We start from the raw sequence: 26007 nt of genomic DNA, 5'->3' as shown, positions 1-26007 counted from the left end.
CATTTCCTCCAGTCTACTTAAAACCCTTTATATTGAGGTTCTTCACGTTCTAATACTGAAACTCTATTTTGTAAATCAGCGATGATGCTGTCCATTTCTAGCATGCATTCGTGAAATACACGTTTTGTTTCTTCATCCTGTGAATTTAGTGAAAGGGAACTTAAACTTGCTTGAGCGCCCCTTACACTAGCGAGACAGGTTTTTACGCTAGCGATAACAGTCATACAAACACTCCTTATCCTTTCGGTTTGAATAACAATGCTCCGATGAAGCCGAAAATAATAGCTGCGGATACACCGGCGCTTGTTACTTTAAACATGCCGGTAATAACGCCAACGATGCCATGTTTTGCGGCTTCTTCCATTGCGCCGTGAACGAGGGCATTACCAAAGCTTGTAATAGGTACGGTTGCCCCAGCTCCAGCGAAGTCAATTAATGGTTCATACAAATTAAATCCATCTAATATAGCTCCAGCAACAACGAGTGTTGCCATTGTATGAGCGGGTGTTAGTTTGCCGACATCAAACATAAGTTGGCCAATTACACATATGAGTCCGCCAATGACGAAAGCCCAGAAAAAAATCATTGCGTTGCACCTCCGAATTCAATTGAAACGGCGTGAGCGATGCACGGAATCGTTTCTTCTTGTTGGAATGTAAGTGGAGATAGTAAAGCGCCTGTCGCAACGACAAGTATTTTTTTGAACTCTCCTCTTTTCATTCTGTTTAATAAATGACCGTACACGACTGTTGCGGAACATCCTGGTCCACTAGCCCCAGCTATGACAGGTTGCCCTTCTCTATAAATGAGCAGCCCGCAATCTTGAAACTGTTCGCTCGTTACTTTCGTTCCGTGTTTATGTAATAAGTCATAAGCAATTTCGCGGCCGACATGTCCGAGGTCACCGGTTACGATTAAATCGTAGTAAGAGGCGTCGATTTGGCGTTCGCGTAGGTGGGCCTCAATTGTATCGACGGCGGCTGGAGCCATTGCGCCTCCCATATTAAACGGATCGGTTAATCCCATATCAACCACTTTTCCGATTGTGGCTGATGTTACCCTAGGGCCGTTTCCAGTATCACTTAAAATAGCGGCTCCTGCTCCAGTTACTGTCCACTGTGCAGTAGGTGGCTTTTGTCCGCCGTATTCGGTAGGATAGCGGAATTGTTTTTCTACAGCTGTATTATGACTGGATGCACCAGTTAATAAATATTTTGCGCCTTTTGCATTTACGATACTCGCCCCAAGTGCTAAACCTTCCATAGAAGTAGAACAAGCGCCGAATAGTCCGAGATAAGGAGTGCCCAGTGTACGGCAAGCAAAGCTTGTAGGGGTAATTTGATTAATTAAATCTCCTGCGAGTACAAATTGGATATCGTCTTTACGAAGTTCTGCTTTTTCAGTGGCGCGGCTACAAGCTTCTTCGAACAAAATTTTATGTGCTTTTTCATAGGAATCTTGTCCGAGCCATAAATCTTCATGAAGGATATCGAAGTCTTCGGGGATTTTTCCTTTTGCTTCAAACGGCCCGCCGACGACTCCTGTCGAAATAATAACTGGTTTGTTTTCAAATACCCACGTTCGGTGTCCTTGTAACATTTATAGCCCTCCCCATTGAACGAGAATCGTTTTAATAAGTGCGATGACGAAAGCTGAAAATACACCAAATAAAATAACGGAGCCGGCTAATTTAAACATGTTACCGCCAACGCCAAGGACAAAACCTTCCGTCCGGTGCTCGATACATGCGGCGACAACAGAGTTACCAAATCCAGTGACAGGTACAGCTGTCCCAGCACCTGCAAATTGACCGAGACGATCATATACGCCGAACCCAGTTAGTAACATCGAGATGAAAATAAGAGTTGCTACTGTTGGATTCCCTGCTGAGCGTTCAGTGAAATCGAAATACGTAATATAAAAAGTAGAAATGAGTTGCCCAATTAGGCAAATGAAACCACCAACGAAAAAGGCTTTTATACAGTTTTTTAAGACAGGACGCTTCGGTTCGCGTTCTTGCTCGAATTTTTTATATTCCTGTTGCACAGGGGTTAAGTTTTTATCTTTACTAGACATTGCAAACCTTCCTTTTCTTTTAAAAAGCGTTAAGTGTTAGACTCCATTTTTTTACCAATGAATTTTAATTGTTTATTAATTTCATCTTTAGATACTTTCTTTTCCTTAATTTTTCTTTCAAGCTTTTCAAGTAACATAAAGATTTTTTTATCTGTACTTACACGAACATCGAAAGTGGGGTGCTCATCACTTAGCTGCTTTTGGAGCTTCTTACGGAGAGGTTTTAATCCAAATCTTTCGTGATGCTCAGGTGTAACTGCTATGTAGAGATCTAAATTTGAATTTACTGCCGCACTTTTTATAATCCCATCCATAGCGAGGGCCCTTTTCTTGGCTCCTTGTGATATAGATTGATTAAAGGATTCCGTACTCATCTTTGTTAATTTAGGACCTTTCTCTTTCTCCGTTCGTTTTGCTTCTTCTTTCACTTTTTTATCTAAGGGACTATTATCACATCCGGTAAAAGAGCTAAATAGAAGAGCAAATAATACGGTTATGAGTCCGAGTTTTTGCATACTTATCATTCCATTTCTATTGCAATATGTAATGTGATAGAAAAAGGATGACTGCATATCATCCTTTTTCTATTTCGCAGCAAGACTGATTCGTTATTGCTGTGAGTATTGTGGTTCTTCTTGTTGGACTTCTTCAACGCGTGGGTTTAAAGAATCGATAATCGTTTGTGTTTGCTGTGCAGCTGTTTGGAAAAGTTGCTTAGCTTGTTGATTATCCGTATCAAGAGCGAATCCCTCTAAGCTAGCTTGTGCACTTTTTAATCCAGAAACAGTTTGTTTTAATTTCGTAATTACAGTCATTGAATGAAGCCCCCTTTGGAATATCAATTCAAAGATTATAATTTGTGAGTTGGGTTGAATTTATGATTGGAAAATTTAGGGGTGGGTGCTTTGTTAATATACTCATAACTAAGCGTCATAAAGGATTACGGGGATATTTTTATTGATTTAGATGGATTTTATTGCTATTATTATGAGAAGAAAATGAAGTGTTTTCTATTATCATGCGCCCATAGCTCAGTCGGATAGAGCGGTGGTTTCCGGTACCACGTCTGCCGGGGGTTCGAATCCCTCTGGGCGCGTCAAAAAGTCCTAACTTACGTTTTGTAGGTTAGGACTTTTTTTATTTCCCTCTTGTTATATCTGATAATAAGATTTACTATTAGTACTTGGTTATGATTTAATTCCGTTATTATTTTCTTTCAATATTATTCAAATTTCGGTTGTAAGTTGTAAATCTCATTAATACATATAAATTAATAATATTTTGGAATGGGTGTCTGTGATAGCATTCTCCTTTTACCAAACTTATTGTACAATAGAAACAAGGGGGAGATTAGTTTGAAGGCAAGTCTTTTACAAGAACAAAGCTTACGTTTGGCAATGACACAAGAGTTAAGGCAAGCGATTACAATGCTCCAGTATAATGTACAAGAATTATCGGAGTTTTTGTATGAGCAATCGTTAGAGAATCCCCTTATTGAGTTAGGTGGTTTTGAGAGGGAGAAGAAAAAGAGCTCTAACACAAGTAAAAGTACCAGCAAACAAGTCGAGAATCAGATGGAAATCTACAGTGTGGATTCTACAACGATTCAGCAACATTTATTAAATCAAATACAGTATTATAAAATAGAGGAAGAAGAGCGAAAAGTAGCTTCTTTCATTATTATGAACATGGATGGAAATGGGTATTTACAAGAAACGAATGAAGAGTTAGCAAATCTTCTTTCCGTACCACTTCATGTAGTCGACCGCTCTGTAGAGCTTGTCCAATCACTGGAGCCAGCAGGGGTAGGAGCGCGTAATATTCAGGAATGTCTAACCTTGCAATTGAAGCGCTTACAAAGGCGGAATGGATTAGCAGAAGAGGTTGTAGAAGACCATTTCGCTTATTTCGTGAAGAAAGATTGGCGAAAGCTCGTTCAAGTGTTGAAGTGTAGTAATGAGGAATTGCAATCGGCGGTGAACTGTATTACGTCATTACAGCCGAAACCAGGTCTTGCGTTTTCTTCTGATAAACCACTTTATATTGTGCCTGATATGGCGGTGAAAAAAGATGGTGATCGTCTCGTTTTACAAATGAATGAGAGAAATATGCCGAGAATTGAAATTCATTCTGAATATAGTGCGCTTCTTAATAATAGTGAAAGTGAAGTAGCATCTTACGTTTCAGAAAAGTATCAGCATGTGCAGTGGATTATGCGTAGTTTGAAACAGAGAAAACAAACGCTTTTGCAAGTAATGACCATTATTATGGAAAAACAACGTGATTTCTTCTGGAAAGGTCCGGAGTATTTAAAGCCACTTGCTTTAAAAGAAGTAGCAGAAGAGTTAAGTGTGCATGAATCGACAATTAGTCGCGCAACGCGAAATAAATATGTGCAAACACCACACGGTTTATTTGAGATGAAATCGTTCTTTAGTAATGCCGTTTCGACTACTGAAGATGAAGCAGTCTCTACAAAGCGTGTAAAACAATTTATTCAAACGCTTGTTGAGGCAGAGAATAAGAAAAAGCCACTTTCAGATCAAAAGATTTCAAAATTGTTAGAAGAAGAGCATGAAATCGTTATTTCTCGAAGAACAGTGGCGAAGTATAGAGAGCAAATGCACATCCCAGCGTCGTCATTACGAAAAACGATCGGATAGGTGAAGAAGATGAAAGTTGTACTGTATACAAAAAATGATTGTGGCCTTTGCGTTAAGGCGAAACAAGTTTTACAGGAAGTACAATGTGAATATTCTTTTCAAATTGAGGAAATAGATATATATGAAGATAATGACCTTTTAGAAAAATATCATCTAATGATTCCGGTTGTAGAAATAGACGGAAAACAAGTAGAATATGGTAACATTCACAAAGGTGTCATAATAAACTATATAAAGAATGCAGTTAAGAGTTGAATAAGTTTCTATCTCCTGTTACAATAATACACGTAGCAGGGATTATTTTTTTAACCTATGTGGGACACAAAATGTCACTACGGGACGTAAAGTGACCATGAGGGAAAATGAACCGATGTAGTGAGGAGAAAAGATATGCGCTCATGGATTCAGAACACAAAAAAATTATTACCTGATCTGCTACCTGTTATGCAAACGAGAATGCAAATTCTTCAATACATTAGGCTTATGCAGCCGATTGGAAGAAGAAATTTATCAGCAAGTCTCGGTATGACAGAACGAGTATTGCGAAGTGAAGTTCAAGTTTTGAAAGAACAAAACTTAGTTCACGTCGCTTCTTCTGGAATGACTTTGACAGAAGAAGGAACAGCTTTAGTTCTTGCTTTGGAAGACTTTATGAAAGAAATTTCCGGGTTAAAGGTTTTAGAAAAGCAACTTAAGGAAACATTAGACTTGGATGAAGTTTTCGTTGTCCCTGGTGATAGTGATGAATCGCCTTGGGTCAAACTGGAGATGGGCCGTGCTTGTGTGACTTGTATAAAAGACCGTCTGACAGCGAATAATATCGTTGCTGTGGCTGGAGGAACTACGCTAGCTGCTGTTGCGGACATGATGCAGCTTGATTGCAAAGATTTACATATGCTATTTGTCCCAGCACGTGGTGGAATTGGAGAAGGCGTCGAGTTAGAAGCCAATACTATTTGTGCCAAGATGGCGCAAAATACGATGAGTAATTATCGCTTATTGTATGTTCCAGACCATGTTAGCAGCGAAGCATATGCGTCTATTGTGACAGAGCCTTCCGTGAAAGAAGTTCTTGAGTTGATTCGATCTTCCAATATCGTCATTCATGGAATAGGTGATGCGTTAACAATGGCACGTCGCAGAAATACTTCAGAAGCAGATTGGTTAAAGATTCAGGCAAGCGAAGCAGTTGGCGAAGCTTTCGGTTACTACTTTAATGAACAAGGAAATGTTGTTCATAAAGTAAGAACAGTTGGTATGCAACTAGAGGATTTACAAAATGTATCTCACGTTGTTGCAGTCGCTGGAGGTTCTTCAAAGGCAAAGGCAATACAGGCTGTAATTAAACAAGGGCACACTTCAATTCTAATTACAGATGAAGGTGCAGCAAAACAGTTAACAAAGGGTATTACCCTTTAATATAATCCCCCAAGGAGGAAATTCAAATGACTAAAATTGGTATTAATGGATTTGGACGTATCGGACGTAACGTATTCCGCGCAGCACTTAACAACCCAGAGGTAGAAGTAGTAGCAATCAACGACTTAACAGATGCTAAAACTTTAGCTCACCTTTTAAAATATGACACAGTTCACGGAACTTTAAACGCAGAAGTATCTGCTAACGAAAGCAGCATCGTTGTTAACGGTAAAGAAATTAAAGTTATCGCTGAGCGTGACCCAGCACAATTACCATGGAGCGACTACGGAGTAGAAATCGTAGTAGAATCTACTGGCCGTTTCACTAAAAAAGCAGACGCTGAAAAACACTTAGGTGGATCAGTTAAAAAAGTTATCATCTCAGCTCCAGCTTCTGACGAAGATATCACTGTAGTTATGGGTGTTAACCACGAACAATACGATGCAGCTAGCCACAACGTAGTATCTAACGCTTCTTGTACTACAAACTGCTTAGCTCCATTCGCTAAAGTATTAAACGAAAAATTCGGCGTAAAACGCGGAATGATGACAACAATTCACTCTTACACTAACGACCAACAAATCTTAGACTTACCACACAAAGATTTACGTCGTGCTCGTGCAGCAGCTGAAAACATGATCCCAACATCTACTGGTGCAGCTAAAGCAGTAGCATTAGTATTACCAGAACTTAAAGGTAAATTAAACGGTGGCGCTGTACGTGTTCCAACTGCTAACGTTTCTCTAGTTGACCTAGTTGTTGAACTTGACAAAGAAGTAACAGTTGAAGAAGTAAATGCAGCATTCAAAGCAGCAGCTGAAGGCGAATTAAAAGGTATCCTTGGATACAGCGAAGAGCCATTAGTATCTATCGACTATAACGGATGTACAGCTTCTTCTACAATCGATGCATTATCTACAATGGTAATGGAAGGTAACATGGTTAAAGTACTTTCTTGGTACGATAACGAAACTGGTTACTCTAACCGCGTAGTAGACCTAGCAGCTTACATGACTTCAAAAGGTCTTTAATTCTTAATTATATAAGTTATCAATGACAAAACGAGGGAGAGGGTTTGTTCCCTCTCTCTCTTCTTTCGTTTTAAAAGCAAATGTGTTAAGCTTTTGAGTGGGTTTTGTCAATCCTAACTAGTAGTCGGAGGGAAATCCAATGAACAAAAAATCAATTCGTGACGTAGATTTAAAAGGTAAGCGTGTATTTTGCCGCGTTGACTTCAACGTACCTATGAAAGAAGGCAAAATTACAGATGAAACTCGTATCCGTGCAGCTCTTCCTACAATTCAATATTTAGTAGAGCAAGGTGCGAAAGTTATTTTAGCAAGCCACTTAGGCCGTCCAAAAGGTCAAGTAGTAGAAGAATTACGTCTTACTCCAGTAGCAGCACGTTTAGGCGAGCTTCTTGGTAAAGATGTTAAAAAAGCAGACGAAGCATTCGGACCAGTTGCACAAGAAATGGTTGCAGCAATGAACGAAGGCGACGTATTAGTTCTTGAAAACGTACGTTTCTATGCGGGCGAAGAAAAGAACGATGCAGAACTTGCGAAAGAATTTGCAGCTCTTGCTGACATCTTCGTAAACGATGCATTCGGTGCAGCTCACCGTGCTCACGCTTCTACAGCAGGTATCGCGGACTACCTACCAGCAGTATCTGGTTTACTAATGGAAAAAGAGTTAGATGTTCTTGGAAAAGCACTTTCTAACCCAGATCGTCCATTCACAGCTATCATCGGTGGGGCGAAAGTAAAAGATAAAATCGGTGTAATTCGTCATCTATTAGACAAAGTAGATAACTTAATCATCGGTGGCGGACTTGCTTACACATTCGTTAAAGCTTTAGGTCATGAAATTGGTCTATCTCTATGTGAAGACGACAAGATCGAACTAGCAAAAGAATTTATGCAACTTGCAAAAGAAAAAGGCGTAAACTTCTACATGCCAGTTGATGTTGTAATCACTGAGGAATTCTCTGAAACTGCAACAACTAAAATCGTTAATATCGATTCTATCCCTTCTAACTGGGAAGGCGTGGACATCGGTCCTAAAACACGTGAAATTTATGCAGATGTAATTAAAAACTCTAAGCTTGTTGTATGGAATGGACCAATGGGTGTATTCGAAATGACTCCATTCTCACAAGGTACAAAAGCAGTAGGACAAGCATTAGCAGATGCAGAAGGTACATACTCTGTTATCGGCGGTGGTGACTCTGCAGCAGCTGTTGAAAAATTCGGTATGGCTGATAAAATGAGCCACATTTCTACTGGCGGCGGTGCGTCATTAGAATTCATGGAAGGTAAAGAGCTTCCAGGTGTAGTTTGTCTTAACGACAAATAAGTAGCAGCCAAAGAAAAAGGACGGTGCAAAGCATGCGTAAACCAATTATCGCAGGTAACTGGAAAATGAATAAAACTCTATCTGAAGCAGTTAGCTTCGTAGAGGAAGTTAAAGGTCAAATCCCAGCAGCTTCAGCTGTTGATGCAGTAGTTTGCTCTCCAGCTCTATTCTTAGAGCGCCTTGTAGCAGCGACTGAAGGAACTGATTTACAAGTAGGTGCACAAAACATGCACTTCGAAAAAAATGGTGCATTCACTGGCGAAATTAGCCCAGTAGCACTTAGCGACTTAAAAGTAGGCTACGTAGTACTTGGCCACTCTGAGCGTCGTGAAATGTTTGCTGAAACAGATGAGTCAGTAAACAAAAAGACTATCGCAGCATTTGAACATGGTTTAACACCAATCGTATGTTGTGGTGAGACTTTAGAAGAGCGCGAAAGCGGAAAAACATTTGATCTAGTAGCAGGTCAAGTGACAAAAGCACTTGCAGGTTTAACTGAAGAGCAAGTTAAAGCAACTGTTATCGCTTATGAGCCAATCTGGGCTATCGGTACAGGTAAATCTTCTTCTTCTGCAGATGCAAACGAAGTATGTGCGCACATCCGTAAAGTTGTTGCAGAAGCTGTTTCTCCAGCTGCTGCAGAAGCTGTTCGTATTCAATACGGCGGTAGCGTAAAACCAGAAAACATTAAAGAGTACATGGCACAATCTGACATCGACGGCGCTTTAGTTGGCGGTGCTAGCTTAGAGCCTGCTTCGTTCTTAGGTCTTCTGGAGGCGGTAAAATGAGAAAGCCAACAGCTCTAATTATTCTTGACGGTTTCGGACTTCGTGAAGAAACTTACGGGAATGCTGTAGCACAAGCTAAGAAACCTAATTTTGATGGTTACTGGAACAAATTCCCTCACACAACGCTTACAGCTTGTGGCGAGGCAGTAGGTCTTCCAGAAGGTCAAATGGGTAACTCTGAGGTTGGTCACTTAAATATCGGTGCTGGCCGCATTGTATATCAAAGCTTAACACGCGTAAACGTTGCAATTCGTGAAGGTGAGTTCGATAAGAACGAAACGTTCCAAAGTGCAATTAAAAGCGTAAAAGAAAAAGGTACTGCACTTCATTTATTCGGTTTACTTTCTGACGGTGGTGTGCACAGTCACATGAACCACATGTTTGCTCTTCTTCGCTTAGCAGCTAAAGAAGGCGTTGAGAAAGTATACATTCATGCATTCTTAGATGGCCGCGATGTTGGACCAAAAACAGCACAAAGCTATATCGATGCAACAAATGAAGTAATTAAAGAAACAGGAGTAGGACAATTCGCGACTATCTCTGGTCGTTATTACTCCATGGACCGTGACAAGCGTTGGGATCGCGTAGAAAAATGTTACCGTGCTATGGTGAATGGTGAAGGACCTACTTATAAATCAGCAGAAGAGTGTGTAGAAGACTCTTATGCAAATGGTATCTACGATGAATTCGTATTGCCGTCTGTAATTGTTAACGAAGATAACACGCCAGTTGCAACAATCAATGATGATGATGCAGTTATCTTCTATAACTTCCGTCCAGACCGTGCAATTCAAATTGCTCGTGTATTTACAAACGAAGACTTCCGTGAGTTCGATCGTGGTGAAAAAGTACCTCACATTCCAGAATTCGTATGTATGACACACTTTAGTGAAACAGTAGATGGTTACGTGGCATTCAAGCCAATGAACCTTGATAACACTTTAGGTGAAGTTGTTGCGCAAGCGGGATTAAAGCAACTTCGCATCGCGGAAACTGAAAAGTATCCGCACGTTACATTCTTCTTTAGCGGTGGTCGTGAGGCTGAATTCCCAGGAGAAGAGCGTATCTTAATTAACTCACCGAAGGTTGCAACGTATGACTTGAAACCTGAAATGAGCATTTACGAAGTAACGGACGCTTTAGTAAATGAAATCGAAAATGATAAACATGATGTTATCATTCTTAACTTTGCGAACTGTGATATGGTTGGCCATTCTGGGATGATGGAACCAACAATTAAAGCAGTAGAAGCAACTGACGAATGTTTAGGAAAAGTTGTAGAAGCGATTCTTGCAAAAGATGGTGTAGCACTTATTACTGCTGACCATGGTAATGCTGACGAAGAATTAACTTCTGACGGAGAGCCAATGACAGCTCATACAACTAACCCGGTTCCTTTCATTGTTACTAAGAACGACGTAGAATTACGTGAAGGTGGTATCTTAGGTGATATCGCTCCAACTATGCTTACACTTCTTGGTGTTGAGCAACCGAAAGAAATGACAGGTAAAACAATTATTAAATAATTTGCTTATATAAAAAGGAGAGAATTTATTATGTCAACAATTATTGATGTTTATGCTCGCGAAGTCCTTGACTCTCGTGGTAACCCAACTGTAGAAGTAGAAGTTTACACAGAAAGCGGCGCTTTCGGACGCGCTATCGTACCAAGTGGTGCATCTACTGGTGAACACGAAGCAGTAGAATTACGTGACGGTGACAAATCTCGTTACCTTGGTAAAGGTGTTGTTAACGCAGTAAACAACGTTAACGAAATTATCGCTCCAGAAATCGTTGGTTTCGACGTAACTGACCAAGCTGGTATCGACCGTGCTATGATCGAATTAGATGGCACTCCAAACAAAGGTAAACTAGGCGCTAACGCTATCCTTGGTGTATCTATGGCAGTAGCTCACGCAGCAGCTGACTTCGTAGGTCTTCCATTATACCGTTACCTTGGTGGATTCAATGCAAAACAATTACCAACTCCAATGATGAACATCATCAACGGTGGTTCTCACGCTGATAACAACGTAGACTTCCAAGAGTTCATGATCTTACCAGTTGGTGCTCCAACATTCAAAGAATCAATCCGTATGGGTGCTGAAGTATTCCATGCACTTAAAGCTGTATTACATGACAAAGGTCTTAACACTGCAGTAGGTGACGAAGGTGGATTCGCTCCAAACCTTGGTTCTAACCGTGAAGCATTAGAAGTAATCATCGAAGCTATCGAAAAAGCTGGTTACAAAGCTGGCGAGAACGTATTCTTAGGAATGGACGTTGCTTCTTCTGAGTTCTACAACAAAGAAACTGGTAAATATGACCTTGCAGGCGAAGGCCGTACTGGCTTAACTTCTGCAGAAATGGTTGATTTCTACGAAGAGCTTTGCAAAGACTTCCCAATCATCTCTATCGAAGATGGTTTAGACGAAAACGACTGGGATGGTCACAAATTATTAACTGAGCGTCTTGGAAGCAAAGTACAATTAGTTGGTGACGATTTATTCGTAACTAACACTCAAAAACTTGCTGAAGGTATCGAAAAAGGTATCTCTAACTCAATCTTAATTAAAGTTAACCAAATCGGTACTTTAACTGAGACTTTCGAAGCTATCGAAATGGCTAAACGTGCTGGTTACACAGCAGTTGTATCTCACCGTTCTGGTGAAACTGAAGATGCTACAATCGCTGACATCGCAGTTGCAACTAACGCTGGCCAAATCAAAACTGGTTCTATGAGCCGTACTGACCGTATTGCTAAGTACAACCAATTATTACGCATCGAAGACGAACTAGGCGAAATCGCTGTTTACGATGGTATCAAATCTTTCTACAACATCAAACGATAATTGTAGAAAATAACGACAGACCGTGAGAAATCACGGTCTGTTTTTTTATGCTAAAATTGTTCCCCCGTCATAAGTGACATGAAATGTTTAAAGAAACTGTTATAATCAAAATCAATTGCAATTTGATGACCCGGCCAATCAATAAATGGCTTTTGGTTCACTAAAGAACGAAATTCCCCTATGCTTGCTCCTTGTGCAGAGGATTCTGTCATGACAACGATAGGGGATTTGTGATACGTAAACATAGAGTTATCAAGTAAAGCGAGTATTGGCATTGTGTCATGGAAGGGGCTACCTTTTAAATGTGGTAGAGCATTTTTATAATAGCCGTAGTAATAATGATCGAATAACGGTTTGACGAGTGGGGCTTTTCCTTTTGCTTCAATATATTCAGCCATTTCTGGTGTAATGATGGAATATTGGGTGACGTTTAATGGATAGATGTACATGTTAGGTGAGGATTGAAGGACTATATTAGCGGCAGTAGGGTCACCATAAAAGTTTGCTTCAGAAATAGGGGTGACATTACCAGGATGTAAAAAGGCACCGCCCATTACGTAGTAAGATTTAATTTGTTTCATTAACTGTTTGCACATGATAAATAAAATTGCTAGAGAGGTAAGTCTTCCTAAACTTACAATAATTAATTCATCTTTATACTGTTCAATAAGAGGAATCACTTCAAAGAAATTCTCCATTTCTCCGTTAGTCACATTCCCATTTGGAATAATTGGCCCAAGCCCTTGTTTCCCGTGTACTTCTGTAAAAAAAGCAGGCGGGGCACCAGTAAGAGGGCGTTCTGAACCACCGAATATCTTAATATTTCTATTCCTTGTTTCATTCTTAAGAAAATGAGCATTTTGTACGGCCATCTCTTTTGGAACATTGCCGTAATCAGCAACAATGCCGATGATTTCTATTTCATCGATAAAGAACGCTAAGAGGAGAGCCATCGTATCATCAATGCCAGGATCACAAAAAATAAGAACTTTTTTGGGCATATGTTCACCACCTATCTTGTTTATATATATGTAAGCTTAAGGATAAAAAGATTATTTTATTGAAATAACAACCTTTAAAATTCAGAAAATAAAAACTTCTTATATTAGGTCAAGGTTTTTGACTTAATTTTTGTTTAGAAATGTAGTCATATCAAGGTTGTAAGCGTATAACATAGGCGTTTTTTGCTGTCAAGTTGATAAATTGCAGCTTTTTACAATTTATACTATGATAAAGATATTAACAGAAGATCGTATAAACAAGAGGGATGATGAACATGAAATTTACAAAGATTCTTGTCCAAATTGCTGCTCTTTACGTTTTTTATATGGTTGGAACTTGGGTACAAGAAATGTTAAATATTCCGATCCCAGGAAGTTTGATTGGAATGTTCCTCTTACTTGTTTTACTTAGCCTAAAAGTTCTTCCAGTGAAATGGTTCGATTTAGGAGCAGAAACACTCGTTGCTATTATGCCGTTTTTATTAATTCCGCCAACGCTTGGCCTAATGAATTACGGTGCTTTTTTTATGAGTAAAGGAATTTCTCTTTTCATTACAGTTGTAGCGAGTACATTTTTAATCATTATTGTCGCAGGACATACAGGACAATATCTTGCGAATAGAAAGGAAAGAGAGTCGCGATGAGTCAAATATTAATCGGGATCGGTTGGGTTCTTTTTACGGTGCTATTATATCAATTATCTAAAAAAATCTATAAATTATTTCCAACACCATTCACCATTCCAATGCTTGTAGCAACAGGATTAATGGCTTTCCTATTTATCGTGCTTGATATACCATATCAACATTATATGGAAAGTGGTGGCGGCTGGATTGCAAAGCTACTTGGACCCGGTGTTGTAGCATTTGCAATTCCTCTTTATAAACAACGTCACGTTCTGCAAAAGTATGTTGTACCGATTGCCGGTGGTGTATTAGTAGGTACAACAGTTGCCATTGCAAGTGACTTTGCTATTGCGTCACTTATGGGAACAGATAAAAGCTTAATTTTATCTTCTTTACCAAAATCGGTGACAATGCCAGTTGCGATGAGTGTTTCGGAGCAAGTTGGTGGTGTACCGTCATTAACAGCAGCTTTCGTTGTTATTGCAGGTATTACTGGAACGATTACCGGCCCGCTTTTATTAAAATGGAGCCGCGTTACAAACTCAGTTGGTAAAGGTATCGGATTTGGATGTGCTTCTCATATTATGGGCGTGATGAGAGCGATGAAAAATAATGAACATGAAGGTGTTATTGGATCGGTAACAATGACATTAACAGCCATTTTGACATGTTTGCTCGGGCCGCTATTTGCAATGATGTTCATGTAATAGAAGAAAAGCGAGAGCAACCTTATAGCTCTCGCTTTTCTATAGAATTTATGCTACAGTTACAATAACTGAATCTTTGTAGGAGGTACGCCAAGTGCATACGTTATTATCCGTTTTACTTATTATTGTATCGATTTTAATGATTGTTATGGTACTTATGCAGTCTAGTAATAGCTCAGGCCTTTCAGGTGCAATTTCAGGCGGTGCAGAGCAATTATTTGGTAAGCAAAAAGCACGTGGAATTGAAGCGGTATTAAACCGTATTACAATTGTTTTAGCTGTATTGTTCTTCGCATTAACAATTGGTGTTACGTACTTAAACTTATAGAATTGAAAGAAGGAGCGTTAGTAGGATGTACTAATGGTTCTTCTTTTTTTGTTTTGCCATTTGAAAGATGTTTCTAATTAGATTATAGAAATATAAATATGGTACACTAGATATAGAAAGAATACGACTAGATTACAGAAGAGAAAGAGGAGAAGTACATGATGAAATTAGCATCTCCGAAACCATTTACATTTGAGGGTGGAGACCGCGCTGTTTTATTACTACATGGATTCACAGGAAACTCAGCTGATGTACGTATGTTAGGGCGTTTCTTAGAAAAGAAAGGCTACACTTGTCATGCCCCAATTTATAAAGGGCACGGTGTACCACCAGAAGAGCTTGTTCATACAGGTCCTGAAGATTGGTGGCAAGATGTAACGGAGGCATATCAGCTTTTAAAAGATAAAGGTTTTGAGAAAATTGCTGTCGTTGGATTGTCACTTGGCGGAGTATTTTCACTAAAATTAGGTTATACAGTACCGGTTTTAGGTGTAGTGCCGATGTGTGCACCAATGTATATTAAGAGTGAAGAAACGATGTACCAAGGTATATTGGCATATGCCCGCGAATATAAAAAGCGTGAGCAAAAATCACCAGAGCAAATCGAACAAGAAATGTTGGAATTCCAAAAGACACCGATGAATACATTAAAAGCATTACAACAATTAATTGCTGACGTACGTAACAATGTGGACATGATTTATGCACCAACATTTGTTGTACAAGCGCGTCATGATGAAATGATTAATACAGATAGTGCGAACATTATTTATAACGGTGTAGAATCAACGTTAAAAGACATTAAATGGTATGAAGACTCTACGCATGTCATTACACTTGATAAGCAGCGTGACGAGCTACATGAGGATGTATATAACTTCTTGGAGCAACTAGATTGGTAAGATCTAGTTGCCTCTTTTTTTCATAAGGAATTTTTTGTGAAAACTGTAAAAATCATAAGGGGAGTATTGAAGTTTCGCTTTATACATCCCCTATCTTTCGGATACACTAAATAATATAAGGTTTTAAAGGAGGTATTTTTGCTTGGAAGAAATCATACAAGAACATATTGATAAGTTGTTATTATTTATGAGAGAAGAAGCGTATAAACCGCTAACGATACAAGAGTTAGAAGAGGCATTTGGGATTGAAGGTTCTGAGGGCTTTAAAGATTTCGTAAAAGCACTTGTAACGATGGAAGAAAAGGGACTTGTTATTCGTACTCGTAGCAACCGTTACGGTCTTCCTGAAAAGATGAATTTAATACGTGGTAAGTTAATTGGACATGCGCGTGGTTTTGCATTTGTTGTACCAGACGAGAAGAAAACAGGAGACGATGATCTTTTCATCCCGCCTACAGAATTAAACGGTGCACTTCACGGCGATACAGTATTAGCACGCCTTAGTTCCCAATCGAGTGGTTCGCGTCAAGAAGGTTCCATTGTACGCATTTTAGAACGCGGAACGAAAGAATTAGTTGGTACATATACAGAATCGAAAAACTTTGGATTTGTTATACCTGACAATAAACGCTGGACAAGTGACATTTTCGTATTGAAAAGCGCATCAATGGGTGCTGTAGAAGGTCATAAAGTAGTTGTGAAAATTACGAGCTATCCAGAGAATCGTTTAAGTGCAGAAGGTGAAGTTGTTCAAATTCTAGGTCATAAAAATGACCCAGGAGTAGATATTTTATCTGTTATTCATAAACATCATTTACCTTTAGCGTTCCCTGAAGAAGTGATGGAACACGCAAACAGTGTACCAGAAACGATTTCAGAGGAAGATTTAAAAGATCGCCGTGACCTGCGTGACCAAATGATCGTAACGATTGATGGTGCAGACGCGAAAGATTTAGATGACGCTGTTACAGTAACGAAGCTTGAGAACGGTAACTATAAGCTTGGCGTTCACATTGCGGATGTAAGCCATTACGTTCAAGAAGGTTCTCCAATTGATGTAGAAGCAGCAGAAAGAGCGACGAGTGTGTATCTTGTTGACCGTGTAATCCCGATGATTCCGCATCGTCTATCTAACGGTATTTGTTCATTAAATCCGAAAGTAGACCGTCTGACGTTATCTTGTGAAATGGAAATCAACAATTTAGGTGACGTTGTTAAACACGAGATTTTCCAAAGTGTAATTAAAACGACAGAGCGTATGACGTATGCTGACGTAAGAAGCATTTTAGAAGATGAGGACGAAGAATTAATTAAACGCTATGAGCCGCTCGTACCGATGTTTAAAGAGATGGGCCAATTGGCACAAATTTTACGTGAAAAACGTATGCGCCGCGGGGCAATCGACTTTGACTTTAAAGAAGCGAAAGTATTAGTAGATGAAGAAGGAAAACCGACAGACGTTGTTATGCGTGATCGTTCTGTATCAGAGAAGTTAATTGAAGAATTTATGCTTGTTGCAAACGAAACAGTAGCAGAGCATTTCCACTGGATGAACGTACCATTCATGTACCGTGTCCATGAAGATCCGAAAGAAGATAAGCTAGAGCGTTTCTTTGAGTTTGTAACGAACTTTGGATATGCAGTAAAAGGACGTGCAAATGAAGTACATCCTCGTGCGCTGCAACAAATTCTTGAAATGGTTCAAGGGCAGCCTGAAGAAGTAGTCATTTCAACAGTTATGCTTCGTTCTATGAAGCAAGCGCGTTACGATGCAGAAAGTTTAGGTCACTTTGGTTTATCAACTGAGTTCTACACACATTTCACATCACCAATTCGTCGTTACCCAGATACGATTGTTCATCGATTAATTCGTGAATACATCATTAACGGTAAAGTCGACAATGAAACACAAGCAAAATGGCGTGAAAAATTACCTGAGATTGCAGAGCACTCTTCTAATATGGAGCGTCGTGCAGTTGAAGCAGAACGTGAAACAGACGAGCTGAAAAAAGCAGAATATATGCTTGATAAGATCGGCGAAGAGTATGACGGTATGATTAGCTCTGTAACAAACTTCGGTTTATTCGTAGAGCTTCCAAATACAATTGAAGGTCTTGTACACGTTAGCTACTTAACGGATGATTACTATCGTTATGATGAGCAGCATTTCGCAATGATCGGAGAACGTACAGGTAACGTATTCCGCATCGGTGACGAAATTACAATTCGCGTTATTAACGTAAACAAAGACGAGCGAGCAATCGACTTTGAAATCGTTGGCATGAAAGGTACGCCTCGTCGTAAGTTCAAAGATCGTCCAGTCGTGATTGAACAGCCAAGAACAGGCAGAAAGAAACGCGGTGGACGTAGCGAACGCAGTAATGAGCGCGGCGGAGAACGTGGCACAGGTAGAAAATTTGACCGTGGTGGCAAAGGTAAAGGAAGAGGATCTGCATCCGCGTCCGCTAGCCAACCAGGGAAAAAAGATGGTAACGGCAAGAAGAAAAAAGCATTCTTCGAAAACGTACCAGGATTCAAGAAGAAGAAGAAAAAGCGTAAGTAAGAAAAGGATGGCTTCGCTTTGATAAAAAGCGGGGCTTTTTCTTTTTTCTTAGTGGCTGGAGAACGAGCCACTTTCGCTTTTTATTGGAATCCAGCTCCAGTGGCTAGAATGTTCGGTGGCTTCGCTTCTTCCCGAGAGGCAAAGAGCGCCTCAAGGTCAGAAGCTCCATCCACCTCACATTCTGAACGAGCCACTTTCGCTTTTTGTATAATCCAGCTCCAGTGGCTAGAATGTTCGGCGGCTTCGCTTCTTCTCTAGAGGCAAAGAACGCCTCAAGGTCAGAAGCCCCATCCACCTCACATTCTGAGCGAGCCACTTTCGCTTTTTGTTTACATTTGTTACAATAGTAAAAATAGAGGAGGGACGTTATATGCCAAAAGGTTCAGGTAAGGTTATTGCACAAAATAAAAAAGCTTTTCATGATTATTTCATCGAAGAAACATACGAAGCAGGGCTTGTCCTTCAAGGAACGGAAATTAAGTCAATTCGCGCTGGACGAGTGAACTTGAAAGATGCGTTTGCACGTGTACATAATGGTGAAGTATGGGTTCATAATATGCATATTAGTACGTACGAACAAGGAAATCGTTTCAACCACGATCCGCTTCGTACGAGAAAGTTACTTCTGCATAAAAAAGAAATTGATAAATTAGCAGGAGCTGCAAAAGAAACAGGATATGCATTAGTTCCACTAAAAATCTATTTGAAAAATGGATTTGCGAAAATGGCACTTGGTTTAGCAAAAGGTAAGAAACAATATGATAAGCGTCACGATTTAAAAGAGAAAGAAGCAAAACGTGAAATTGCACGCGCGTTCCGTGATCGTCAAAAGATGTAATACAGATATTTACATTTGTAAAACGGCGCGCGTATGTTATAATAACTTATGTAAGGTTGTTGCACATTGAAAAACAGCTCTTAGTAGCTATCACGAAATTTTCTTCGTATGCTCCATTTTTATCATGGGGACGTTACGGATTCGACAGGGATAGTTCGAGCTTAGGTTGCGAGTCGAGGGGATCGGCCTCGTTAAAACGTCAAAGCCTATAATTGGCAAACAAAACAATCTTTCTTTAGCTGCTTAATTGCACTAAAGGTTCCTCCCTCCATCGTCCATGTGGTAGGGTAAGGGACTCAAACTAAGTGGACTACGCCGGAGTTCGCCGTCTGAGGACAAAGGAAGAGAACAACCAGACTAGCAACTTGGAAGCCTGTCGATAGGCTGAAGAGTTCGCGAAATGCTAATATATCGACTACACTCGTAGAAGCTTAAGTGCCGATATTTTTGGACGTGGGTTCGACTCCCACCGTCTCCACCAATACATATTTGGTGGTTTTTTTATTTTTGTATGATATGAACCATAACTTTGCTAGGTTGGCGAGGTTATGGTTCTTTTTGTTTGTGGCAAACTAATGGTTCCAAAAATAAAAGGAGTATTTCTTGCTGAACAAGAAATACTCCTTTTATGTGTTTTTAATAATTATTTATTATTTTACACCTAATTTTTCTTTTGTTTTTGCGGGTAAATCTGATTTTTGTACTTCTTCATAAGATTTAACTTCCGTGTCTGGTATATCTGTTTTCTTTTCGTCCTCTTGTTTAATGTAAAGGCGTAAAAATGCATTTTCTTTCATTTTTTCATTATTTGGTTTTTGACTAGTGAAAGTAACTTTCTTTTCGTCTCCATCTTCATTATAAGTAGGTAAAGTATAGACACGTCTATTATCTTTAATCTCACCTTCACCTTGGATTTGAACGTAGTATTCTTCTGTACCAATTTTACTTGGAGAAGATACATTACATCCCACCGCAAAGCTAGCGAATAAGGCGAAAGTAGCGCATGAAGCAAGTAATTTTTTCATATGAAAACTCCTCTATAAGTTATTTGTGTGTTTAAATTGGACTAACTAGTTATTAGTTTACAAGGAATAAATGTTTGCAAACATCGATGTATCTAACTGGAAACTTACATTTTTGTAAGGAACCCTTATTTTGAAATTTATCTATATAAAAAGTGATTTTTAGTCATCTTGAATGATTTTAAATTTAAAGTAGTAATGAAGAAATATTACATGAAAAGTTGTTGAGCGATTTTAATAACAGCAGCAACACCAGTTAGTAAAATGGAACCGCCTAAGCAAGAAACAGTAATGATTTGGTTGAATAATAAGTTTTGGTTTTCTTTCATGAGAATTCGCTCCTTTAAGTGATTTGATAATTTATAATTGCAATGAGTTTATATATTACATGAAAAGTTGTTGAGCGATTTTAGTAATAGCCGCAACACCAGTTAGTAAAACGAAGCCGCCTAAACAAGAAACAGTAACAATTTGGTTGAATAATAAGTCTTGGTTTTCTTTCATGAGAATTCGCTCCTTTAAGTGATTTGATAATTTATAATTGCAATGAATTTATATATTACATGAAAAGTTGTTGAGCGATTTTAGTAATAGCCGCAACACCAGTTAGTAAAACGAAGCCGCCTAAGCAAGAAACAGTAACAATTTGGTTGAATAATAAGTCTTGGTTTTCTTTCATGAGAATTCGCTCCTTTAAAAGTGTTTTTATTGTTGATTGATTATCTACTTTTAGTTTATATGAAATGTAAGATTGGAAACATCGAAGTAACTAACGATTGGCTTACAGTATTGTAAGGAATCTTACAGAAGTATGAAAAAAGGCTATTCTATTGAAAGAATAGCCGAGGCCTGAGATAGATGCTTTTATGGAGTTCTCTCATCTAACTTCATGTTTTTTATAAATCGTTTCGTTTCTGGATTCATAAGGAGAAGTAAGCGGAATGATGTGCCACCGTAATAGACACATTTCTTGATTTTAGTAACTATTTTTTGTTTTTGTGAAGGAGAAAGACAATCAATATCATTTTCTTCTAACAAATAAATAACTTCTAGCATGTTTTTTTCTGCTTTTTGGGCGATACGATTTGATTTAAACTTTATATACATAAAATTAATGGTTGCACCAATTGTATAAGGTAATAAGGCTAATTGAGCTTTCTTTTCTAAATTCGTTTCTCCGCCAGTTAGTACAGAAATATCTTGAATGAAAATAACTAGTAATAATAGCGTTGTAGCAATCATTGAATTGGATATAAAAAAAGCATTTTCTGTACGACTTAGCTGATAAGGAGGGCGTATCCATACAATTCCCATTTGAACAATAATGCCAATGAAAATTGTTAAAATGATGGAAAAGTTATTTAAAAGATCAAAATGAGTTAAACTGCCTATTGTTGATAATAAACCAGTACTTATTATCGCTCCAGTGATAACTGAAGAGAGTATTAATAGTATAGTCATTAATATATTTGTCCATTGTAGTGCAAGATAAAGGCTGGTTACTGTGACCGCACTTAAAAGTAAAATCATATGCATCACATTAGAGACTAGGTCTGAAATAGACGGTGAGATGGATGCATTAATTTGTAATAAGCTATTGAAGCTCGATGCAGCGATAAGTAAGCTATACAATATTTTTGTATAGCACTTGTAAATATATCTTCGATAAGGTAAATCTTTATTGGAGTCAAAGAGAGAAAAGAAGGTTAGCTCTTTCACTTTTTGATGCTCTTGTTTCATTTCGAAGTAAATATTTTTAGCGAAATATAGATAGAGTGACATGCTTATAAGCCAGCCGATATTAAAGAGCCCTACTCCGTAAGATGTCTTAAAATTAAAGAGTAGGGAAATAATTTTGGTTCCCAAATAAATATAAATAGCGATACGAATAAATGTATTTGTTTTTTTTCTTAAATTATAGGTTAGAAACTTTTCAATTTGTTTACTGAAGAAAAAATATAGAAAATTTCTCAGTAGTTGTTTCACATGTTGCAATAACATAGCTCCTTTCTTTCATTTATATAAGGTGTTGAAAATTAGTAATAAAATCAAGTACATATACTAGTATAGTAAATAAATCACTGATATGGGATATAAAAAAGCTGATGACAGCATGTCACCAGCTTTTTTATTATCTTTCTTTCGGAAGTACAATACCTTTGTACAATTGAACTGTAATTAAGTAGTAAATAGTATAGATTACCGCAAAAATTACGAGTGGAACCCAAATACGGAAGTATGGGTCAATCAAAATGAAAGAGAACATATTCATACCAACAATTACATGGGAGATACCAATGGTAGCTGGGAATAAGAATACTAACAATAACTCTTTATAGATTGATCTCGCTAATAGCTCACGACGAACTCCTATTTTACGTAACATTTGATAGCGCTTTGTATCTTTCGTTGCGCCAGATAGGATTTTGAACATTAAGCAACTTGCCATCATAGCTAAGAAAGCAATTCCTAAGAAAAAGCCCATAAAGACTGTACCACTTGTGAAAGTGTACATAATTTCGTAAAAGCTAAATTTACTATTTAACTGATCTTTAGTTATATGTTTATATTTTGCCAATTGTAATTGATCAAGTTCTTTCCATTCTTTCTTATACGCTGCGAAATCATTTGTTTTTCCAATTACAACATATTGTTCCTTTGTTTTTATTTGATTGTACATTTTTTGGTCTGCAATTTTTATGTGTTGTTGTTTGTATAAGTATTCAGGTTGTATTTCTTTGAATGCATTCTTCCATTCTTCAGAAAGAGCAAGACCACCAATTGTATCATTTGCACCTTTCTTTACAATTGCTCCGACTGGAAGTTCATTTGCAGTTCGTTCTACTTGACCGACTTTCTTTTGCCCGAAACCATTTTGAACAAGAGGGCGATTTTTTTCTAAGTCTTCTTTCAAGTAATAAACGAATTTTTGATCTACTTTGTAGCGATAGTTCGCTTTTTCTTCAAATTTGATCTTGTTTAATATTTTTTTCTCATCTGCTGTTGGATTATGAACTGATACGTCGTATAGGCTAGCAATATCAGTAGTTAGGCTAATATTGTTTTTAAAAGCCATTCCGCCAGCAATTGCGCCAACTGCAAGTGCAATTAACATTGCTACAGTTGCTAATACTTTTGTTAAATCATTTACGCGGAAGCTTAATTGAGAAAAAGTAAATGAATTTAATCCCTTTTCATTTAATGGTTTAATTTTTTTCAGTAATTTAATAGTTAGCGGTAATAAAGAGATGAAAATAAGATATGTTCCTAATGTCGTTGCTACTGTAGCGATAGGAAATCCAGCTAATGATAAAGCCTTTATATTTATTAATGCTGCATATCCAATTGCTAATGAACCAGCACCAATTACTGCTACAAAGAATGTTTTAATCCCTTTTACGGAAGGCTTGTCTATTTTCATCTCAGAATGAACGAGTTGTAATATTGTAATGCGAGATAGTTTCGCTATATTCATAATGGCAGCTAAGAAAAACAGGATGAAGAAAAATATTACTGTTACACGAATAGATGGAATATAAAGAGCGTGGTATCCATCGGAAGCAAATTCTAATTCTTTCATAAGAAGTTGTCCAATTCCTTTAGAAAGTCCGATACCGATTCCAATCCCAATAATAAGTGAAGTGATCCCGATAGCTAAAGTTTCCATAAACATGAGTAGCGTAATTTTATATTTTTTCGCACCTAACATCATATACATACCGAACTCTTTTTGTCTTAATGACAGTAAAAATGAATTGGCATATAGGATATAGAAAAACGTGATAGTTGCCAATAAAAATGAACCAACTTGGAAGATGATCCCAATAGAGCTAATCATCGAATTTGCTTTAATAAATGAATCATTCATTGCTAGTGTTTGGAACATGTAAAAGATTGAAATGGACATAACAAGCCCAATTAATAAGACAATGTAGTCTCTTATTTTACTTTTTAGTCCTGACATGGAAAGTTTGAGTAACATGTTGTAAATTCCTTTCTTATGCTTTTTGTGTACCCAAATCAGCAAGTACATTTAAAATTTCTTTATAAAACATTTCACGGTTTGTTGTACGATGTAGTTCTTTATACAGCTCTCCATCCTGAATGAACAAAATGCGCTGGCAGTAACTTGCGCTAAATGGATCGTGGGTAACCATCATAATTGAAACATTTTGCTCTTCATTAAGACTTTTCATTGCATCTAAAAGGCTCGTTGCATTTTTAGAATCAAGTGCTCCTGTTGGTTCATCTCCTAAAATAATCGCTGGTTCATGAACGAGTGCACGTGCAGCAGCAGAACGTTGCTTTTGTCCACCAGATACTTCTGAAGGATACTTTTGCAGTAATGATGAAATTCCTAACATCTCTGCTACTTTCGTTACTTTTGGTCCAATCTTTCGAGAAGGAACACCTTGCAAGGAAAGTGGCAATGCAATATTTTCATAGATTGATAAATTTTCTAAAAGATTAAAGTCTTGAAAAATAAATCCTAATTTTTTGGAGCGGAAATCAGAGAGTGCACCTTGCTTCATTTTTGTAATATCAGTTCCAGCAATTTCAACTTTTCCGTCCGTTGCATTATCTAATGTAGAAATTACATTTAGTAATGTTGTTTTTCCAGATCCAGATGGTCCCATGATACCGACAAATTCACCTTCTCGGATTGAAAATGATACACCTTTTAAGGCATATGATTGATTCTCACCTTTTTTACCATATACTTTCTGAACATTTTTTACGTCTACAACAGGTCTTTGCATTTTTATAGCCTCCTATATGTTATTTTTTCTATTATTTTTTCGGATAGGCACTAAGTTCCAATAAGTTAAGCAGCGCCAAATCCATTCTATAGGTCCAAAATTAAAATATTTTAACCAAACGTTACTCAGTATAATTTGAACAATCCATGTTAATAGGCAGACATTAATCATAAGGAAAGCGAGATCCATGCTTTTGACGAATAATGGTAAGATAAAAATTCCTACAAAAGTTTGTCCCAAGTAATTACTCATGGCCATTTTTCCATAGGCTTGTAACGGATGGAGTACAACGCTTCCTAGTTTACTTTTTAACAGAGCCATTAAAATTAAAATATAAGTTAGTGCTAGGAAAGGCTGTAAAATGGTCAATATGATGAATGACAGTTTGGCGCCTTCTGTGAGAAATTGGAAAGTTACTCCAGTGATTGAAATACTGCCTACTACAATTAAAAGTATTGTATGAAGCTTTGGATTCTTCCTTAATTTTGTGAAAATATCCATCTGCATGAGTGAAAAACCCTCAATAAAATAAATTAGAAATCCTGTTAACGTAGTAATGACTTGAAGAACATTCAAGAGTGGAGGTACATTCAAGTTCCCTCCGTACAAATAATCATAAGACATAATACTCACAATAATTCCGATTACATGGAAGGTTAGAGAAATGCCTAATAACCATTTACCAGGAATTTTATGAAGTGATAGTAGCACTAATCCTACAATTGCATAGGGAACAAGTACATCTCCTGACCAAATACTAGCGTGTAAGAGCCCAATGACAACTAATATAATCATACGACGTATATACAAGGAATAAGGTTGCCCTTTGGCTTTCGCACGGCTTAAGAAAAGAGCTGAACCTGCTCCAAAAAGTAAAGAGAAGATAGCATAAAACTTCCCTGTTGCTAAAATGTTAATCCAATTAGCATCGCTTAATTGTCCAGCACCCGATCTCTGACTAAATTCAGCTATATTCACTAAGAAAATACCAATTAAGGCAAAACCTCGTATGACATCTAAATCAACAATTCGATTTTTTTGAGGTAAGCTTTGTTTTATTACATTCATAATCTACCTATCCTTTCTATAATGATTTTTAGTGCATGT

Annotated in this window: 28 protein-coding genes, 1 tRNA gene and 1 other RNA gene; 16 read left to right on the top strand and 14 right to left on the bottom strand. The window is 38.0% G+C overall.

Translation table 11 applies throughout. The annotated features are described in order from the left end of the window. Positions 1-17: 17 nt before the first annotated feature. The 6 genes from NST14_RS26180 to NST14_RS26155 form a co-directional block, all read right to left on the bottom strand. Positions 18-224, bottom strand: a complete 207-nt coding sequence (locus tag NST14_RS26180) for a DUF1657 domain-containing protein (protein ID WP_000215911.1) — start codon at positions 222-224, stop codon at positions 18-20. Positions 225-235: 11 nt separating this feature from the next. Continuing rightward, entirely contained in the window at positions 236-586 is a 351-nt protein-coding gene (gene spoVAE, locus NST14_RS26175; protein ID WP_000575919.1) for a stage V sporulation protein AE, read from the bottom strand. After that, a complete protein-coding gene (spoVAD, locus tag NST14_RS26170; RefSeq protein ID WP_000938956.1) occupies positions 583-1599 on the bottom strand; it encodes a stage V sporulation protein AD in 1017 nt (338 codons plus the stop codon). The genes spoVAE and spoVAD overlap by 4 nt, the downstream gene beginning before the upstream one ends. Continuing rightward, entirely contained in the window at positions 1600-2076 is a 477-nt protein-coding gene (gene spoVAC / locus NST14_RS26165; RefSeq protein WP_000095407.1) for a stage V sporulation protein AC, read from the bottom strand. Positions 2077-2105: 29 nt separating this feature from the next. Beyond that, positions 2106-2591: a YhcN/YlaJ family sporulation lipoprotein gene (locus NST14_RS26160; protein WP_071727107.1), complete on the bottom strand. Its 486-nt coding sequence runs from the start codon at positions 2589-2591 to the stop codon at positions 2106-2108. A gap of 93 nt (positions 2592-2684) precedes the next feature. Further along, positions 2685-2891 (bottom strand): DUF1657 domain-containing protein, encoded by a 207-nt coding sequence (locus tag NST14_RS26155; protein ID WP_000216166.1) that lies wholly within the window; start codon positions 2889-2891, stop codon positions 2685-2687. A 205-nt stretch (positions 2892-3096) separates the two neighbouring features. Here NST14_RS26155 and NST14_RS26150 point away from each other — a divergent pair. The 9 genes from NST14_RS26150 to eno all read left to right on the top strand — a co-directional run bounded on the left by NST14_RS26150 (position 3097) and on the right by eno (position 12153). Further along, positions 3097-3172, top strand: a tRNA-Arg gene (locus tag NST14_RS26150). 259 nt (positions 3173-3431) lie between these two features. After that, positions 3432-4739 (top strand): RNA polymerase factor sigma-54, encoded by a 1308-nt coding sequence (gene rpoN / locus NST14_RS26145; protein ID WP_000647985.1) that lies wholly within the window; start codon positions 3432-3434, stop codon positions 4737-4739. Positions 4740-4748: 9 nt separating this feature from the next. Next, a complete protein-coding gene (locus NST14_RS26140; RefSeq protein WP_000869738.1) occupies positions 4749-4994 on the top strand; it encodes a glutaredoxin family protein in 246 nt (81 codons plus the stop codon). A 135-nt stretch (positions 4995-5129) separates the two neighbouring features. After that, entirely contained in the window at positions 5130-6158 is a 1029-nt protein-coding gene (gene cggR, locus NST14_RS26135; protein ID WP_001258187.1) for a gapA transcriptional regulator CggR, read from the top strand. Between the two features lie 26 nt (positions 6159-6184). Further along, entirely contained in the window at positions 6185-7189 is a 1005-nt protein-coding gene (gap, locus tag NST14_RS26130; protein ID WP_000161231.1) for a type I glyceraldehyde-3-phosphate dehydrogenase, read from the top strand. A gap of 139 nt (positions 7190-7328) precedes the next feature. Next, entirely contained in the window at positions 7329-8513 is a 1185-nt protein-coding gene (locus NST14_RS26125) for a phosphoglycerate kinase (protein ID WP_001036343.1), read from the top strand. 32 nt (positions 8514-8545) lie between these two features. After that, positions 8546-9301, top strand: a complete 756-nt coding sequence (gene tpiA / locus NST14_RS26120) for a triose-phosphate isomerase (protein ID WP_001231036.1) — start codon at positions 8546-8548, stop codon at positions 9299-9301. Next, complete coding sequence (gpmI, locus tag NST14_RS26115; RefSeq protein ID WP_001231150.1) at positions 9298-10827, top strand: 2,3-bisphosphoglycerate-independent phosphoglycerate mutase; 1530 nt, start codon at positions 9298-9300, stop codon at positions 10825-10827. The genes tpiA and gpmI overlap by 4 nt, the downstream gene beginning before the upstream one ends. 30 nt (positions 10828-10857) lie before the next feature. After that, complete coding sequence (gene eno / locus NST14_RS26110; RefSeq protein ID WP_000103957.1) at positions 10858-12153, top strand: phosphopyruvate hydratase; 1296 nt, start codon at positions 10858-10860, stop codon at positions 12151-12153. 50 nt (positions 12154-12203) lie between these two features. Here the strand turns inward: eno and NST14_RS26105 are convergent, their stop codons facing one another. After that, positions 12204-13154 carry a nucleoside hydrolase gene (locus NST14_RS26105; RefSeq protein ID WP_001125031.1) on the bottom strand — a complete coding sequence of 317 codons (951 nt, stop codon included), beginning with the start codon at positions 13152-13154 and terminating at the stop codon, positions 12204-12206. Positions 13155-13429: 275 nt separating this feature from the next. Here NST14_RS26105 and NST14_RS26100 point away from each other — a divergent pair, with 275 nt between their 5' ends. The 7 genes from NST14_RS26100 to ssrA all read left to right on the top strand — a co-directional run bounded on the left by NST14_RS26100 (position 13430) and on the right by ssrA (position 19599). Continuing rightward, positions 13430-13798, top strand: coding sequence for a CidA/LrgA family holin-like protein (locus NST14_RS26100; protein WP_000673222.1), 369 nt, complete (start codon positions 13430-13432; stop codon positions 13796-13798). Beyond that, positions 13795-14487, top strand: a complete 693-nt coding sequence (locus NST14_RS26095) for an LrgB family protein (protein WP_000078304.1) — start codon at positions 13795-13797, stop codon at positions 14485-14487. Before NST14_RS26100 ends, NST14_RS26095 begins: the two co-directional genes overlap by 4 nt. 94 nt (positions 14488-14581) lie before the next feature. Further along, entirely contained in the window at positions 14582-14815 is a 234-nt protein-coding gene (gene secG / locus NST14_RS26090) for a preprotein translocase subunit SecG (RefSeq protein WP_000557262.1), read from the top strand. Between the two features lie 161 nt (positions 14816-14976). Beyond that, positions 14977-15717 carry a carboxylesterase gene (gene estA, locus NST14_RS26085; RefSeq protein ID WP_000761976.1) on the top strand — a complete coding sequence of 247 codons (741 nt, stop codon included), beginning with the start codon at positions 14977-14979 and terminating at the stop codon, positions 15715-15717. A 142-nt stretch (positions 15718-15859) separates the two neighbouring features. Beyond that, the gene (gene rnr, locus NST14_RS26080) at positions 15860-18280 is read left to right on the top strand and encodes a ribonuclease R (RefSeq protein ID WP_000391094.1); all 2421 of its coding nucleotides are present in this window, start codon (positions 15860-15862) and stop codon (positions 18278-18280) included. 370 nt (positions 18281-18650) lie between these two features. After that, the gene (smpB, locus tag NST14_RS26075) at positions 18651-19118 is read left to right on the top strand and encodes an SsrA-binding protein (RefSeq protein WP_001123901.1); all 468 of its coding nucleotides are present in this window, start codon (positions 18651-18653) and stop codon (positions 19116-19118) included. 126 nt (positions 19119-19244) lie between these two features. Next, positions 19245-19599, top strand: a transfer-messenger RNA (tmRNA) gene (ssrA, locus tag NST14_RS26070). Between the two features lie 169 nt (positions 19600-19768). Here ssrA and NST14_RS26065 read toward each other — a convergent pair. The 7 genes from NST14_RS26065 to NST14_RS26035 form a co-directional block, all read right to left on the bottom strand. Then, positions 19769-20143, bottom strand: a complete 375-nt coding sequence (locus NST14_RS26065) for a YxeA family protein (protein ID WP_000734553.1) — start codon at positions 20141-20143, stop codon at positions 19769-19771. Positions 20144-20524: 381 nt separating this feature from the next. Continuing rightward, positions 20525-20644: a DUF4027 family protein gene (locus NST14_RS26060; RefSeq protein ID WP_162876064.1), complete on the bottom strand. Its 120-nt coding sequence runs from the start codon at positions 20642-20644 to the stop codon at positions 20525-20527. Positions 20645-20699: 55 nt separating this feature from the next. Then, complete coding sequence (locus tag NST14_RS26055) at positions 20700-20819, bottom strand: DUF4027 family protein (RefSeq protein WP_162876064.1); 120 nt, start codon at positions 20817-20819, stop codon at positions 20700-20702. 185 nt (positions 20820-21004) lie between these two features. Continuing rightward, a complete protein-coding gene (locus NST14_RS26050) occupies positions 21005-22141 on the bottom strand; it encodes a hypothetical protein (protein WP_074569549.1) in 1137 nt (378 codons plus the stop codon). 130 nt (positions 22142-22271) lie between these two features. Continuing rightward, positions 22272-24122: an FtsX-like permease family protein gene (locus tag NST14_RS26045; protein WP_229143365.1), complete on the bottom strand. Its 1851-nt coding sequence runs from the start codon at positions 24120-24122 to the stop codon at positions 22272-22274. 16 nt (positions 24123-24138) lie between these two features. Continuing rightward, complete coding sequence (locus NST14_RS26040; protein WP_001189526.1) at positions 24139-24900, bottom strand: ABC transporter ATP-binding protein; 762 nt, start codon at positions 24898-24900, stop codon at positions 24139-24141. Positions 24901-24912: 12 nt separating this feature from the next. Then, a complete protein-coding gene (locus NST14_RS26035) occupies positions 24913-25968 on the bottom strand; it encodes a DUF418 domain-containing protein (RefSeq protein ID WP_001100769.1) in 1056 nt (351 codons plus the stop codon). Positions 25969-26007 lie beyond the last annotated feature (39 nt).

The sequence above is a fragment of the Bacillus sp. FSL W8-0519 genome (assembly GCF_038005585.1).
GTDB lineage: Bacteria > Bacillota > Bacilli > Bacillales > Bacillaceae_G > Bacillus_A > Bacillus_A paranthracis.
Note: the sequence above shows the minus strand (reverse complement) of the source record. Positions and strands in the feature narration are given on the sequence as shown.

Excerpts from the sequence above, each read along its gene's own strand:
- NST14_RS26180 (WP_000215911.1), bottom strand. The coding sequence starts at position 224 with ATGACTGTTATCGCTAGCGTAAAAACCTGTCTCGCTAGTGTAAGGGGC.
- spoVAE (WP_000575919.1), bottom strand. The coding sequence starts at position 586 with ATGATTTTTTTCTGGGCTTTCGTCATTGGCGGACTCATATGTGTAATT.
- spoVAD (WP_000938956.1), bottom strand. The coding sequence starts at position 1,599 with ATGTTACAAGGACACCGAACGTGGGTATTTGAAAACAAACCAGTTATT.
- spoVAC (WP_000095407.1), bottom strand. The coding sequence starts at position 2,076 with ATGTCTAGTAAAGATAAAAACTTAACCCCTGTGCAACAGGAATATAAA.
- NST14_RS26160 (WP_071727107.1), bottom strand. The coding sequence starts at position 2,591 with ATGCAAAAACTCGGACTCATAACCGTATTATTTGCTCTTCTATTTAGC.
- NST14_RS26155 (WP_000216166.1), bottom strand. The coding sequence starts at position 2,891 with ATGACTGTAATTACGAAATTAAAACAAACTGTTTCTGGATTAAAAAGT.
- NST14_RS26140 (WP_000869738.1), top strand. The coding sequence starts at position 4,749 with ATGAAAGTTGTACTGTATACAAAAAATGATTGTGGCCTTTGCGTTAAG.
- cggR (WP_001258187.1), top strand. The coding sequence starts at position 5,130 with ATGCGCTCATGGATTCAGAACACAAAAAAATTATTACCTGATCTGCTA.
- gap (WP_000161231.1), top strand. The coding sequence starts at position 6,185 with ATGACTAAAATTGGTATTAATGGATTTGGACGTATCGGACGTAACGTA.
- NST14_RS26125 (WP_001036343.1), top strand. The coding sequence starts at position 7,329 with ATGAACAAAAAATCAATTCGTGACGTAGATTTAAAAGGTAAGCGTGTA.
- tpiA (WP_001231036.1), top strand. The coding sequence starts at position 8,546 with ATGCGTAAACCAATTATCGCAGGTAACTGGAAAATGAATAAAACTCTA.
- gpmI (WP_001231150.1), top strand. The coding sequence starts at position 9,298 with ATGAGAAAGCCAACAGCTCTAATTATTCTTGACGGTTTCGGACTTCGT.
- eno (WP_000103957.1), top strand. The coding sequence starts at position 10,858 with ATGTCAACAATTATTGATGTTTATGCTCGCGAAGTCCTTGACTCTCGT.
- NST14_RS26105 (WP_001125031.1), bottom strand. The coding sequence starts at position 13,154 with ATGCCCAAAAAAGTTCTTATTTTTTGTGATCCTGGCATTGATGATACG.
- NST14_RS26100 (WP_000673222.1), top strand. The coding sequence starts at position 13,430 with ATGAAATTTACAAAGATTCTTGTCCAAATTGCTGCTCTTTACGTTTTT.
- NST14_RS26095 (WP_000078304.1), top strand. The coding sequence starts at position 13,795 with ATGAGTCAAATATTAATCGGGATCGGTTGGGTTCTTTTTACGGTGCTA.
- estA (WP_000761976.1), top strand. The coding sequence starts at position 14,977 with ATGAAATTAGCATCTCCGAAACCATTTACATTTGAGGGTGGAGACCGC.
- smpB (WP_001123901.1), top strand. The coding sequence starts at position 18,651 with ATGCCAAAAGGTTCAGGTAAGGTTATTGCACAAAATAAAAAAGCTTTT.
- NST14_RS26065 (WP_000734553.1), bottom strand. The coding sequence starts at position 20,143 with ATGAAAAAATTACTTGCTTCATGCGCTACTTTCGCCTTATTCGCTAGC.
- NST14_RS26060 (WP_162876064.1), bottom strand. The coding sequence starts at position 20,644 with ATGAAAGAAAACCAAGACTTATTATTCAACCAAATTGTTACTGTTTCT.
- NST14_RS26055 (WP_162876064.1), bottom strand. The coding sequence starts at position 20,819 with ATGAAAGAAAACCAAGACTTATTATTCAACCAAATTGTTACTGTTTCT.
- NST14_RS26050 (WP_074569549.1), bottom strand. The coding sequence starts at position 22,141 with ATGTTATTGCAACATGTGAAACAACTACTGAGAAATTTTCTATATTTT.
- NST14_RS26045 (WP_229143365.1), bottom strand. The coding sequence starts at position 24,122 with ATGTTACTCAAACTTTCCATGTCAGGACTAAAAAGTAAAATAAGAGAC.
- NST14_RS26040 (WP_001189526.1), bottom strand. The coding sequence starts at position 24,900 with ATGCAAAGACCTGTTGTAGACGTAAAAAATGTTCAGAAAGTATATGGT.
- NST14_RS26035 (WP_001100769.1), bottom strand. The coding sequence starts at position 25,968 with ATGAATGTAATAAAACAAAGCTTACCTCAAAAAAATCGAATTGTTGAT.